A 13,386-nucleotide genomic window follows, 5' to 3' on the forward strand; every position below is an offset into this window, starting at 1 on the left:
CACTAATTAAGGTGAGTACATGCCTGTAAAAAGGAAAAAGAGAAAGATAAAAACTAAAAGAAAATATAATAAAAGCAAGGCTAAAAAGCAGAGCTTAAATTGGAGCATTGTAGGACTGGTACTAATTTTAGTATCAGTTTTGGCGTTTATGAGGTTCGGCATTTTAGGCAAGCAAATTGCTAATGTGATTCGTATGCTTTTTGGTGACTCATATCTGTTTGCAAGCGGCTTATTGGCATTATTTGGCCTAGTAAACTTGATTTATAATCAGCCGATTCATTTAACCGTTAAGCGTTCTATTGGTCTGAGTTTAACTTTTATTGGGGTGCTGCTATTACAAAGCAATTTATACTTTGAACATGAACTGGTTAATAGCGGTTTTTTGAACTCATTTTGGCATGCAATGTCTGCAGAATTTGGCCGAGCTGGCGTAACTGAAAGCGTCGGGGGCGGTTTTGTAGGTGCATTAGGCTATCAAATTTTTTATCCATTGCTTGGGCAAATCGGCATCAACGTTTTTGCCGTGCTGCTTTTGCCGATCGGTGTTCTCATGTTCTTTGACGTTAAGTTCAGAACGATTATTGAGAAGTTTCAATCGATCAGTCAACTCTTTATTCAGAGAAATAAAGAAGCCGGAGCCAAATTAAAGGATAAGTATGGGGATGCCATTGAAAAGAGAAAGCAGGCGCATTTAGCCAAAAAAGAAGATGAGCCTGCCGATCCAGATAAGCCAATCTTTCCTGACGTAGCTGATTTTGATCCTGATGATGACGATGAAAAGGAGAACACGGAAGATACTACGCCAGCTGTACAAGATGTTGCTCCTGAACCCGAACCAGAGCCAGAACCGCAGATTCAAATTGCCCCTCAACACGGTGAGGCTGAAAAGGATTTGCCTAAATCTCATTCATTTGCCGATGAAGATAAAAAATTAGAGCAAGAATTAGGCCAGGTAGATCATGGGGAACTCAAGACAAACGAACCCGTTAATAAGGCATATAAAATGCCGCCGCTTAGCTTGCTTGATCCAATTAAGTCGACCGACCAAAGTGCTGATCGTGATTTGATCAAGAAAAATACGCAGATCTTGCAATCTACGTTTAAGAGTTTTGGCGTCAAAGTTATCATTAAAAAGGCTATTTTAGGACCAACAATTACGCGGTATGAAGTTCAGCCTGCCGTTGGTGTAAAAGTTAGTCGAATCGTTAACTTGGCAGATGATTTAGCCCTTGCTTTAGCAGCTAAAGATATCAGAATTGAAGCGCCTATTCCAGGCAAACCTTTTATTGGTATCGAAGTTCCTAACCGAGCAACTTCCGTAGTATCCTTTAAAGATGTAATGGAACATCAAGATAAAAAGGCTAAAAAAGTTCCAATGGATGTGCCTTTGGGTAAGGATGTTACAGGAAGCATCATTTCAGCTAATTTAACTAAAATGCCGCACTTGCTGATTGCCGGTTCTACTGGGTCAGGTAAGTCTGTAGCGATTAACACGATTTTAGCCAGCATTTTGATGAAGGCTAGACCAGAAGAGGTTAAGCTGGTTTTAATCGATCCTAAAATGGTAGAATTGTCGGTTTATAATGGCGTACCTCATCTGCTGATTCCAGTCGTAACGGACGCTAAACTAGCTTCTAACGCTTTACGCAAAGTCGTTAAAGAGATGGAGCGCAGATATAAATTATTCGCTGCTGGCGGCGTTAGAAATATGGATGAGTACAACCGCAAAGTTGCTGAAAACAACCAGGATAAAACTAAGCCAGCTATGAAACCATTGCCTTATATTTTGGTCGTGGTTGACGAACTTAGTGATTTGATGATGGTGGGTGGCCACGATGTTGAAGGAGCAATCGTTCGTTTAGGTCAGATGGCCCGTGCTGCCGGAATTCATATGATCTTGGCTACTCAGCGTCCTAGTGTTGATGTTATTACTGGTTTAATTAAGGCCAACGTCCCATCACGTATTTCATTTGCCGTTTCCAGTGGTGTAGATTCAAGAACTATTTTGGATCAAACTGGTGCGGAGAAACTACTGGGTCGTGGTGATATGCTTTATATGCCAATTGGTGCTTCCAAACCTGAACGTGTTCAAGGAGCTTATATTGCTAGTGATGAAGTTGAACGCGTGATTGATTGGGTTAAGAAACAGCAAAAAGTCGATTACGATGAAACAATGATTCCTAAAAAAGGTGAGAGTACATCAAATGATGTAGGCAATAATGACGAACCAGAAGATGAGTTCTATAATCAAGCTGTCGATTTGGTTCGTCGTCAGCAAACTGCCAGTGTATCAATGTTGCAAAGACGCTTTAGAATAGGCTATAACCGTGCGGCTAGAATCGTTGATGAGATGGAAGCCAAAGGAATCGTTGGCCCATCAGAGGGATCAAAGCCGCGCCAAGTATTGGTGCCACCAGTAAAGAATGAAGGTAACTCAAACAATGCTAACAACTAATATTGAAATTAGAAAAAATAAAAAATTTACAACAGCCGTAGTGGGCTGTTTTTTGCGTTTGCCACTTACTAGTCATAATCTTGCCTTTTCTAGTTTGCTTGCACGCTTGCAGATGAACACTTCATTGGCTTATCCAACGATTGCTACTCAGCAACAGAAGTTGGCCCAGCTGTATGATCTGCAATTTGATGTATTACCACAGCTTTTTGGTAAAGAGATCATTCTTACTTATTATGCTAATTTTGTAGAACCAGCTGAAATTCTTGATCCGGATTATACATATGACGAAATAATTGAGACGCTTAGTCAAATCATTAAGTCGCCTTCATATAATCAAAATCTACTTGCTTATGCAAAGCGCCAGCTGGAAGAAGATTATAATGAACTAATGGAACAGCCAGCTAATTATGCCATCGATCGTTTCTTTAAATTATGGTATCGAGATCACCCTGATTATGCGGAAAACTTTATGGGGCCAATTCAAGAAATCAAAGATGCTGGCTTAGACGAAATGAACAATTTTGTTAGCAGCTTGCGCGACGTGCCCATGGCAGTACTAGGCATGGCCCGCGACAATAATCAATTAACCAAATTGGTTAACCAATACTTTAGAGGCGCCGGCATTATCAAACAATTTGAGGTAGACGATTTAACTATTCCGGCAGAAAATAATCCACTTGAAAAGACGGAAGAGCAAGATAATGCTCAAGCACAATTATTAATGGGCTTTGGTTTTAAGCAAAAAATCACGTATCAAGGTCAAATTGCCGGTTTACTATTAAGTCAATATTTAGCTGGTGATCAATCTTCAAAGCTATTTAATCAAATTCGTGAAGAACTAGGCGCAGCTTATGATGTAGAAGCAAATAGTTTTGCTAATAACAATTTGTTTTTGATAAATGCTGGACTTGATCCGGCTAAAATCGAAGATGCTAAACGAATCGTATTTAATGAAATGCAACGGATAGCAGATGGAGAGATTGATGAGGCTTTGTTTAAGAAGTCTAAAAAATCGCTTGAGCGTAACACTAAGATTGGCTTAGACGGACAAAACTGGCAGTTAGGACAGGCCCTGCGCAGTGCACTATTTCCTGAGTATACGAATTTTGATCGTGCAGCTGCAATTAAACGAGCAACGTCTCATCAATTAGTCGATTTTGTTAAAAATCTATTCTTTAATGAAAGCTATATTTTAAAATGATCATACCTAAGATAATTAAAAGAGAATATAAATCAGGCTTTAAGGCCGAAGTGATTTTAAAACCGCATTTTTATCAACGTTTTTTTGGCATTATTATTGATTTTGGTAGCAGTGATCCACAAAAAGTTGCCGGTTCAGCCCATTTTTTAGAGCATAAGTTATTTGCTAAAAAAGATGGTGACATTTCTCATAAATTTGAAGAAATCGGTGCAGATGTAAATGCCTTTACTTCGTTCAATGAAACAATGTTTTATTGCAGCGGCATTGACCATACGCCTAAAATGATTGATCTGTTGTTTGAACTAGTTGGCCAGCCATATTTCACCAAGCAAAACATCGCTAAGGAAGAACCAATTATTACGCAAGAGCTGGCAATGTATAAAAACGATCCTATTTGGGGCCTCAATAATGCCATTATGACTGAGATGTTTGGTCATTCTAACTTAGGCGTCGAGGTAGTTGGTACAGAAAAATCAATTGCTAGCGTAAATAAAAGTAATTTAACTGATGCTTATAGTAAGAATTATGTCCCAGCAAAAATGCAGTTTATTGCATGTGGCGATTTCTCAGATAACCAAGTTAAGACGATCTTGAGACAAGTTGGAAAATTACAAGAAAAATACTTCCAAGCTGCTAAGGTAGAACTAGATCAAAAAGAAGCACCCGTGGGTGAAATGAAGGACATCGTTTTGCCTGTAAAGGGAAATTCTAGAGCGTTCGGAATTGGTATTCGTTTTGAAAACTTTAAAAAAGTATTATCAAGTTTTGATTTGACTCAAATTCTGCTTGAAATAATGTTAGAATCAAAATTAAGTGTGATGGGAACTTGGTTTGAAGAGATGCGAGATAAACAAATATTGACCAATCCGCTTCAAATCTCAGTTAATTACACTAGACAGGGCGATTTTACGACCATTTTTGGTGTAAGCCAACAAGCTGACAAAGCAATTCAAGAAATAAAGCGAGAGTTGACTAAGCCAGTAGCTAAGAATTCTGAAGAATATCATTTTCTTGAGAAGAATTTCGCTTTGCAAAAAGAAGAATGGTTAGCACGTACTGTTAGGACAATGAATGATCTTTCATCTTTGGCAATTGAAATGATTGAGGAAAATCTGGATCATGAAAATTTGGATTTGAATTTGAGAAAGCTACAAGTAATGGGCTTTGACGAATTTAATCAGTTATGCAAACAATTGATGAAAGATAGTACAATTTGTTCAGCTTATTTAGATCCTGATAGGGAGTGATATTGAATGAAGCGAGCAATTGTGTTTGGTGCAACCGGTGGAATCGGGCAAGAGATTTGCCGAGATTTAGCCGCTGAAGGCTGGTCGCTCTACTTGCACTACAATTCACATGAGCAAACGGCATTGGACCTAGGCAAAGAGTTATTTGCTAAATATCCTAGTCAAGATTTTTTACCAATTAAATTGGATTTTGCATCAAGTGATGCTGAGCTGGCAGACTTTGTAAAAAAGCTTTTGCCAGTAAATGCAGCTGTCTTTGCTCAAGGAATTACCAAGTACGGTTTTTTAGGCGATGAAACACTTGATAACATTACTAAGTTAATCAATGTAAACCTTACTGTACCGATAAAACTGACTAAACTGTTAGAATCGCAATTAATGCGGCAAGACTATAGTCGGATAGTTTATCTAGGATCCGTTTATGGCGGCGCAGGCAGTGCGCTTGAGGCTGTTTATAGCGCAACTAAAGGCGGGTTAACGCGTTTTGCCCAGGCATATGCTCGTGAAGTCGCATCTAATAATTTAACGGTTAACGTGATTGCTCCAGGTGCCGTTAAAACTAACATGAATGCCATCTTTTCTGAAGATACGATTCAGGAAGTACAAGATGAGATTCCTATGGGGCGTTGGGCTAAAGCAAATGATATTTCATATTGGGTAACGACTTTGTTAAATAAGCGTAGCGGCTACTTAACAGGACAAACTATTTATGTAACTGGCGGCTGGCTTTTATAACTAAGACGTTGCAAGTGAATTTTTATGGTATACTCAATTTGTTAAACTTAATTTTGAAGAGGTAAATATGGCAGACATCGGAGATAAATTAAAGAGCGCCAGAGAGGCTAAAGGACTTTCAATTCAAGATATCGAAAAGGCAACTAAGATTCAAAGCAGATATCTTGAAGCAATTGAAAACAATGAATTTGATAAGCTTCCAGGTGATTTTTACGTTAGAGCATTTATTAGACAATATGCTCAAGTTGTTGGCTTAGATGGTAAGGAACTTCTTAGCGACTATCATGAAGATATTCCTGAATCCAAGCCGGATGAATACGTAGAAAACTCGATTGACAATAAGAGTGAAGAAGTACGTGAGACTACTGATAATAAGAAGAATCTGTGGAAGAATTACTTGCCACGGATTGCGATCGGCCTTGGTGTTATTATCGTAATCTTGGTTGTATATGTCTTATATGCACGCTTATCATCTGGTGGTCAACAAAATGAAGCAGATAATAGTGGTGTAACTGTTTCATCACAAAAATCATCATCTTCTTCATCAAAGAAGCCAGCTAAGAAGGTGGCTGTAAGTCAAGTTAGGGTTAAGAAGATCAGTGATAACGAATACCGTGTTACTGGTTTGAAGAATAACCGTCGTTTAGTTGTTCGTGCAGGCTCAACTCAAAATATTTCTGCCAGCGTATCTACTGACGGCAACACTACTTGGCAATCAACTTTAATCGCTAAGCAAAAGCATACTGTGGCTCTCCCATCTAATGTACAACGAGTAGTAGTAACTTTAGGTAACGACAATGGTACTTCAATTACCATCGGTGGCAAGAAGATTCCTTATGCACCAAACAATGCATACCGTACCATTACTTTGTTGATTGGTAAGGCTAAGAGAACTTCACACAATTCTAATACCCAAAACGATTCAAACAACACAAACGATAACAATTCTACTAACAACGGTGGTTCAAATACTCAAAGCAGCCAAACTCAAAGTAGCACAACCACTACTAGTAGAACTGAAACTCAAAGTAGCCGTACGCAATCATCAACTACTCAAAGTAGTCAAGCTAATGAACAAAGCAGACAAACACAACAATCATCTGCTGCGCAATCATCAACTACTACCCAAGGTAACGCTGGTGGTAACAACAGCGGTGGCGACAACGGAAACAATGGTAATTAAGGCTTAGGAGAAGTAAAGAATAATGAATTTACCTAATAAACTTACTGTATTTAGAATCTTTTTGATTCCAGTATTTATGTTAATTATAATTTTTGGTGGGGATGCACATACGGTAGCTGCAGGTTACACCGTTTACTGGAGTAGAGTAATTGCTGCGATCGTATTCGCAATTGCTTCAGCAACCGACTGGTTTGACGGTCATATTGCTCGTTCACGTAACATGGTTACTAACTTTGGTAAGTTTGCTGACCCATTGGCAGACAAGATGTTAACTATGACTGCATTTATTTACTTAGTTGACTTAAAGCTTGCTCCAGCATGGGTTGTAGCAATTATCGTTTGCCGTGAATTAGCAGTTACTGGTTTGCGTTTAATCTTGGCAGAAAACAAAGGCCAAGTTTTGGCAGCTAAGATGCCAGGTAAGATTAAGACCACTTGCCAAATGCTTTCAATCATTTTCTTGTTGATTGGTAACTTCTGGTACATTGGTACTATCTTACTTTACTTAGCATTGATCTTTACTATTTACTCAGGTTACGACTACTTCCACCAATCATGGGGCGTATTCAAGGGTTCAATGTAATAGATTATTAATAATTGATTAAAAGAAGCAAGTTTTTGCTTCTTTTTTTATTTTCTCAGAAAAAAATGAGCCTTTTTTGCGTAATAAAAAGTGTGGGGAAAATGATTTGAACATTCGTTTGCATTTTGCTTGCAAATTGGTTGTTGAACAAAGTATAATTATTAAGTACGAAAATTTAGGAGGTAGCAATGGCCAAAGATGAAAAGCAAGCTGCATTAGACGCAGCTCTTAAGAAAATTGAAAAGAACTTTGGAAAAGGTGCCGTTATGCGTATGGGTGAAAAAGCAGATACGCAAATTTCAACAGTGCCAACCGGTTCACTTGCCTTAGATGCCGCTATTGGTGTTGGTGGTTATCCTCGTGGCAGAATTATCGAAATTTATGGTCCAGAATCATCTGGTAAGACTACTGTAGCCCTTCATGCAGTTGCTGAAGTGCAAAAACGTGGCGGAACAGCTGCTTATATCGATGCCGAAAACGCAATGGATCCGGCTTACGCAGAAGCTTTGGGCGTGGACATTGATTCATTGATTCTTTCACAACCTAATACTGGTGAAGAAGGTTTGCAAATTGCCGATACCTTGATTTCCAGTGGTGCGATTGACATTGTGGTAGTTGACTCTGTAGCTGCCTTAGTACCACGTGCCGAAATTGAAGGTGAGATGGGGGATGCTCACGTCGGCTTGCAAGCTCGTTTGATGAGTCAAGCTTTGCGTAAATTATCAGGTACCATTTCTAAGACTAAGACAATTGCGATCTTTATTAACCAGATCCGTGAAAAAGTTGGTGTCATGTTTGGTAACCCTGAAACCACACCAGGTGGTCGAGCACTTAAGTTCTACTCAACTATTCGTCTTGAAGTAAGAAGAGCAGAACAAATTAAGCAATCAGGTGATGTTCTTGGTAACCGCGTTAAGATTAAGGTTGTTAAGAATAAGGTTGCTCCACCATTCAAGGTTGCCGAAGTTGATATCATGTATGGCAAGGGTATTTCACAAAGTGGTGAATTGCTTGATATGGCTACCGACAAGGATATTATTGATAAGGCTGGTTCATGGTACTCATACAAGAATGACCGAATTGGCCAAGGGCGTGAGAATGCCAAGAAGTATCTTGAAGATCACCCAGATATTTATCAAGATATTCAAGAACAGGTTCGTAAGGCTTATGGAATTGACGAAAAGTCAATTGCTGATCGCGAGAATCCTGAAAAGATCAAGGAAAAGCATGAAGAAGCACAACAAAAAGAATCTGATGCCAAAGATGCTGAAAAAACTAAATAATATTAGTCTTTACCTTGGAATTTATTCCAAGGTTTTTTATCATGATTGACATGGACTCATAGGTTCTTTATCATAAAAGTTGTGTGAATAATTCTAAAAAAAGGCGATAGTAATCATGAATACAATAATTATGATTCCCGTCGCAACTGCCATTGTTTCACTTTTGGTGGGTACAGGCATTGGTTATGCAATTCGTAAGCATTCTTGGGAACAAAAGGCCCAGAATGCGCAAAATGATGCAGACCATATTTTGGCTGATGCTAAAGCACAGGTAGCTGCTGCTGAAGCAGAAGTCAACGCACAAAAGCAAGCAGCAGAAGCTGTTAAGCAAAGTGCTGAAAATACTAAGAAAGAAAAGATTCTTGAAGCTCAAGAACAAATTCGTGATTTTAGGCAAAAAACCGAAGATGAGTTAAATGTCAAAAAGGACAACTTAGCTCGGGAAAAGAACCGTTTACAACAACGTGAAGATACCTTAGATCATAAGACTTCTTTGTTAGATGAAAGAGAAACTGGACTCACGCAAAAAGAAGATCAATTAAAGCAGCAAGATGCTAGCTTACAGGCGAAGTTAACTGAGGCTGATGAATTAGTTGAAACCAGACGGCAAAAACTTTATGACGTAGCTAAATTAGACAAGGAACAAGCTAAAAAGATTGTTCTTGATCAATTATCTGATGAATTAGTTAAAGAACGGGCTGAAATGATCAGAAACAGCAATGAAGAAGTTAAAGCTAAAGCTGATCATTTTGCCAATCAAGTCATTGTTGATGCCATTCAAAGCAGTGCAGCAGATACTGTAGCCGAGACTACCGTATCTGTTGTTGACTTGCCAAATGAAGAAATGAAGGGACGGATTATTGGTCGTGAAGGTCGCAACATCCGTTCATTTGAAGCTTTAACTGGAATCGATCTAATTATCGATGACACACCAAAAGTTGTTACACTGAGTGGTTTCGATCCTATTAGACGTGAAATTGCCAAGAGAGCAATGGAACGATTAATCAAGGATGGTCGAATTCACCCAGCTCGCATTGAGGAAATGGTTGATAAGGCCAGAAAAGAAGTAAACGACGATATTTACGAAGCTGGTGAAAGTGCCTTGATGGAATTAGGTATCCATCGAATGAACCCTGAATTGGTTAAGACACTTGGTCGTTTGAAGTATCGTACTTCATATGGACAAAATGTTTTGTCTCACTCAATTGAAGTCGGTAAGCTAGCAGGTACTATGGCTGCGGAACTTGGTCTAGATGAAAAATTAGCGGTTCGCGCGGGATTATTACACGATATTGGTAAAGCCATCGATCATGATATCGAAGGTTCCCACGTAGAAATTGGGGTTGAATTAACCAGAAAATATCATGAACCCGATGTTGTAGTTAACGCGATTGCTGCTCACCACGGTGATGTGCCTAAGTTATCGTTTATTGCTGAACTTGTTGTTGCAGCAGATACGATTTCTTCAGCTCGTCCAGGTGCAAGAAGCGAGAGTTTGGAAAATTACATTAGACGTTTAACTGAACTAGAAAAAATTGCTAAGAGCTATCAAGGCGTTAAGCAAGCTTATGCTATTCAAGCAGGGCGTGAAGTTCGAGTTATGGTTGAGCCTGATGAAATTTCAGATGATCGAACAGTAATTTTGGCACGTGATATCCGTAATCAAGTAGAAAAGGAACTGGATTATCCAGGAAATATCAAGATTACCGTTATCCGTGAAAAACGTGTTGTAGCAATTGCTAAATAAAGAAAAAGGTTTGGAATGCAAAGTTCCAAACCTTTTTTCGTTATTTGTACAAAAGCTTGTCTACTTGTATAATTAGAACAAGTATATAAGGAAAGTAGCCACATATGTTTAAAATTATTGTTGAATTATTCTTATTAGTAATTATTTCAGCGGCCATTACACCTTTTATTAGGCGTCTTGCCTTTGTACTGGGTGCCGTTGATAATCCTAATGCTCGTCGTGTTAATAAGAAACCAATGCCAACTATCGGGGGACTAGGCATTTTCGTTACTTTTAACATTGGCGCTTTTGTGCTTTTAAGAGAGCAGTTCCCTACTCATGAAATTTTTTCAATTCTGCTAGCTTCCAGTGTAATCGTGCTGACAGGATTAATTGATGATATTTTGGAATTGAAGCCTAGACAAAAAATGTTTGGTATTTTTATTGCCGCGCTGATCATCTATTTCTTAGCGGGCATCAGAATGAACGTGTTGAAGCTTCCTTTCATTACACATGAAATCAATTTGGGCTGGTGGAGTTTTCCAATTACCATTTTCTGGATATTAGCGTTAACTAATGCTGTTAACTTAATCGATGGATTGGATGGACTAGCCGATGGAGTTTCGATGATTTCTTTAACTACAATGGGAATTGTCGGATATTTCTTCTTGCACACGCATCAGCTTTACGTGCCAATTGCTTGTTTCATGCTGGCAGCTTGTTTATTAGGCTTTTTGCCATATAATTTCCACCCAGCTAAGATCTTTTTAGGCGATACTGGTGCGCTCTATATCGGTTTTATGATCGCGGTTTTATCGTTAAAAGGCTTGAAGAACGTCACCTTTATTTCATTGCTCGTACCAATCATTATTTTAGGTGTGCCAATCACCGATACGGTTTATGCAATGATTAGACGTAAGCTTAATAAAAAGCCGATTTCAGAAGCTGACAAGCACCACTTGCACCACCAGTTAATGCGAATGGGGTTAACTCATAGACAAACAGTGTTAACTATTTACGCATTATCATTAGTCTTTTCATTTATTTCACTATTATTCTTGCTTTCACCAGCTTGGGGTACTTGGCTCTTGATTATCGGCTTGCTATTTGCTCTTGAGTATTTCGTGGAATCGATTGGATTATTAGGTGAAAAATATCATCCTTTGATGCATGTAATTCAAAAGATTATTAACCAAAAGAGTAGAGTAGATCCTACTGTTGAGGTCTGGCACTTAGGGGATGAAAAACCTGATCAATTGAAGAGTAAGAAAGATCAAGATAAAAAAGAATAAAATAAAAGGTTTAGCATCGTTGCTAAACCTTTTTTATTGCTCATGGAAATTATTATCTTTGACAGGAATTTCATTGTAGCGTTTTTGTCCCTTAGTAAATTTAATTTGACCAGATAATAAGTTAGTCAGATCAGTCTTAGTTTTTTCTTGATCGTCATCATCTAAGAAAATATGAATTTTTACATCTACGCCATATTCAGTATCGGCAATAAAGACGTCATTGGTTTTTAAATAATGATCTACCTCGTCAAAGCGGTTATAAGGAACGCTGAAAAGTAATTCTTGTTGCAGTACGCGTTTAATTACGCCAACTTTTTCTACAGCATTAGTTACGCTGTTAGAATATGCACGAATTAAGCCACCCGCACCTAATTTAATGCCGCCAAAATATCTGGTGACGACTACGGTAACGTTCTTTAGCTTCATCAGCTGCAATGCTTTTAATTCAGGAATACCAGCGGTACCGGAAGGTTCACCGTTATCACATTTTTTGACTTGCTCGTCGTTTAAACCGATCGTGTAAGCAAAGGTATTGTGGGTAGCATCGCGATATTTCTTCGAAATTTCTTGAATAAAAGCATTTGCTTCTTCAATGGAATTGGTTCTAGCAATGCTGGCAATAAATATACTCTTTTTAATGATCAATTCGCCGCTGCCGTTTTCTTTAATAGTTAAAAAATTTTCTTTTTCTGACAAAAAAATCGCCTCTTTTTGCGTAATAAATAATAGAGGGGTGAAAACAATGGAAGATTCAACTCTATTATTTGGTCGTCAATGGGTTGTTAGTCAAAAGGATTCTAGCATATTTACGCTTTCTAGCAAAATTCCCGCAATTGAAAACGAAAAATGCAACCGATGCGGCACGAAGGTTGAACATAAATTACCGAGTGAAAAATATTATTGCCGTGGCTGCATTGGAATTGGTCGGATTGTTGAAGGTTGTTTTTTAGTAAGACAAAACGAAAATTATGAGTATCCTGAAAAAAAGAAAGGTGGCCTGACCTGGGCCGGACAATTAACGCCACTGCAGCAGAAAATTTCTGATGAACTAGTCAGTAATTTTAAACAGAGGAAAAACAGTTTAGTTCATGCAGTAACTGGAGCAGGTAAAACGGAAATGCTGTTTCAATTAATTGCCGAATGTATGAAAAACGGCAAAAGAGCCTGCATTGCTACGCCAAGAATTGATGTGGTTAATGAGCTGTTTCCTCGTTTTCAAGCCGCTTTTGCAGAAATTGAGATTGGTAAATATCATGGCCGAGAATTTAAAGAGCCAGGACTAGAACAGCTGACGATTTGTACCACGCACCAGTTAATGAAATTTTATGAAGCGTTTGATTTATTGGTTATTGATGAGGTGGACTCGTTTCCCTATGTAGGCGATCCGCAACTGCATTTTGCGGCTAAGGCAGCCGTTAAGAAGACTGGCGTGAGGGTTTATCTAAGTGCAACGCCAACCGAAGATCTGCTGGAAGAGGCAAAACAAGGAAAGATTCAAATTTTAAAGTTAAATCGACGCTTTCATGGCGGACTTTTACCAGTACCGCGAGAAAAATTATTTATTAAACCATTCTTAGATAAGAAAACATACTAATCTAGTGTTGGATGATTACTCGACGGAGTAGTCGTTCAACACTTTTTCTTTTACTATGTAAAGTGGAGATGAAGCCAATGCCGTGAC

Annotated in this window: 10 protein-coding genes and 1 pseudogene; 10 read left to right on the top strand and 1 reads right to left on the bottom strand. The window is 38.6% G+C overall.

The genetic code is table 11. The features are described 5' to 3' along the window. Positions 1 to 19: 19 nt before the first annotated feature. The 9 genes from WS44_RS01880 to WS44_RS01920 all read left to right on the top strand — a co-directional run bounded on the left by WS44_RS01880 (position 20) and on the right by WS44_RS01920 (position 11,705). Positions 20 to 2,455, top strand: coding sequence for a DNA translocase FtsK (locus WS44_RS01880; RefSeq protein WP_013641652.1), 2,436 nt, complete (start codon positions 20 to 22; stop codon positions 2,453 to 2,455). Further along, the gene (locus WS44_RS01885; protein ID WP_046432749.1) at positions 2,442 to 3,656 is read left to right on the top strand and encodes an insulinase family protein; all 1,215 of its coding nucleotides are present in this window, start codon (positions 2,442 to 2,444) and stop codon (positions 3,654 to 3,656) included. Before WS44_RS01880 ends, WS44_RS01885 begins: the two co-directional genes overlap by 14 nt. Continuing rightward, positions 3,653 to 4,903 (top strand): pitrilysin family protein, encoded by a 1,251-nt coding sequence (locus WS44_RS01890; RefSeq protein ID WP_046432752.1) that lies wholly within the window; start codon positions 3,653 to 3,655, stop codon positions 4,901 to 4,903. Before WS44_RS01885 ends, WS44_RS01890 begins: the two co-directional genes overlap by 4 nt. A 6-nt stretch (positions 4,904 to 4,909) precedes the next feature. After that, complete coding sequence (locus WS44_RS01895) at positions 4,910 to 5,638, top strand: SDR family oxidoreductase (RefSeq protein WP_013437467.1); 729 nt, start codon at positions 4,910 to 4,912, stop codon at positions 5,636 to 5,638. Positions 5,639 to 5,705: 67 nt separating this feature from the next. Continuing rightward, positions 5,706 to 6,821, top strand: coding sequence for a helix-turn-helix domain-containing protein (locus WS44_RS01900; RefSeq protein WP_046432755.1), 1,116 nt, complete (start codon positions 5,706 to 5,708; stop codon positions 6,819 to 6,821). 22 nt (positions 6,822 to 6,843) lie between these two features. Continuing rightward, entirely contained in the window at positions 6,844 to 7,404 is a 561-nt protein-coding gene (gene pgsA, locus WS44_RS01905) for a CDP-diacylglycerol--glycerol-3-phosphate 3-phosphatidyltransferase (protein WP_013437469.1), read from the top strand. A 188-nt stretch (positions 7,405 to 7,592) separates the two neighbouring features. After that, positions 7,593 to 8,687, top strand: coding sequence for a recombinase RecA (gene recA / locus WS44_RS01910; protein ID WP_046432760.1), 1,095 nt, complete (start codon positions 7,593 to 7,595; stop codon positions 8,685 to 8,687). Between the two features lie 115 nt (positions 8,688 to 8,802). Next, positions 8,803 to 10,434, top strand: a complete 1,632-nt coding sequence (gene rny / locus WS44_RS01915; protein ID WP_013641657.1) for a ribonuclease Y — start codon at positions 8,803 to 8,805, stop codon at positions 10,432 to 10,434. 104 nt (positions 10,435 to 10,538) lie between these two features. Continuing rightward, positions 10,539 to 11,705 (top strand): MraY family glycosyltransferase, encoded by a 1,167-nt coding sequence (locus WS44_RS01920; protein ID WP_013437472.1) that lies wholly within the window; start codon positions 10,539 to 10,541, stop codon positions 11,703 to 11,705. A 33-nt stretch (positions 11,706 to 11,738) separates the two neighbouring features. Here WS44_RS01920 and WS44_RS01925 read toward each other — a convergent pair whose 3' ends face one another. Beyond that, positions 11,739 to 12,401: a YigZ family protein gene (locus WS44_RS01925; RefSeq protein WP_046432763.1), complete on the bottom strand. Its 663-nt coding sequence runs from the start codon at positions 12,399 to 12,401 to the stop codon at positions 11,739 to 11,741. 46 nt (positions 12,402 to 12,447) lie between these two features. On the opposite strand from WS44_RS01925, the pseudogene WS44_RS01930 reads away from it, so the two are divergent. Beyond that, a pseudogene (locus WS44_RS01930) lies at positions 12,448 to 13,287 on the top strand (DEAD/DEAH box helicase family protein); the annotation flags it as partial. Between the last annotated feature and the right edge of the window lie 99 nt (positions 13,288 to 13,386).

It is taken from the genome of Lactobacillus sp. N54.MGS-719 (genome assembly GCF_000980505.1).
GTDB classification, from domain to species: Bacteria; Bacillota; Bacilli; order Lactobacillales; family Lactobacillaceae; genus Lactobacillus; species Lactobacillus amylovorus.

Bases quoted from the DNA above. Each gene is read 5' to 3' on its own strand.
- pgsA (WP_013437469.1), top strand. From the start codon at position 6,844: ATGAATTTACCTAATAAACTTACTGTATTTAGAATCTTTTTGATTCCA.
- rny (WP_013641657.1), top strand. From the start codon at position 8,803: ATGAATACAATAATTATGATTCCCGTCGCAACTGCCATTGTTTCACTT.
- recA (WP_046432760.1), top strand. From the start codon at position 7,593: ATGGCCAAAGATGAAAAGCAAGCTGCATTAGACGCAGCTCTTAAGAAA.
- WS44_RS01885 (WP_046432749.1), top strand. From the start codon at position 2,442: ATGCTAACAACTAATATTGAAATTAGAAAAAATAAAAAATTTACAACA.
- WS44_RS01900 (WP_046432755.1), top strand. From the start codon at position 5,706: ATGGCAGACATCGGAGATAAATTAAAGAGCGCCAGAGAGGCTAAAGGA.
- WS44_RS01880 (WP_013641652.1), top strand. From the start codon at position 20: ATGCCTGTAAAAAGGAAAAAGAGAAAGATAAAAACTAAAAGAAAATAT.
- WS44_RS01920 (WP_013437472.1), top strand. From the start codon at position 10,539: ATGTTTAAAATTATTGTTGAATTATTCTTATTAGTAATTATTTCAGCG.
- WS44_RS01890 (WP_046432752.1), top strand. From the start codon at position 3,653: ATGATCATACCTAAGATAATTAAAAGAGAATATAAATCAGGCTTTAAG.
- WS44_RS01895 (WP_013437467.1), top strand. From the start codon at position 4,910: ATGAAGCGAGCAATTGTGTTTGGTGCAACCGGTGGAATCGGGCAAGAG.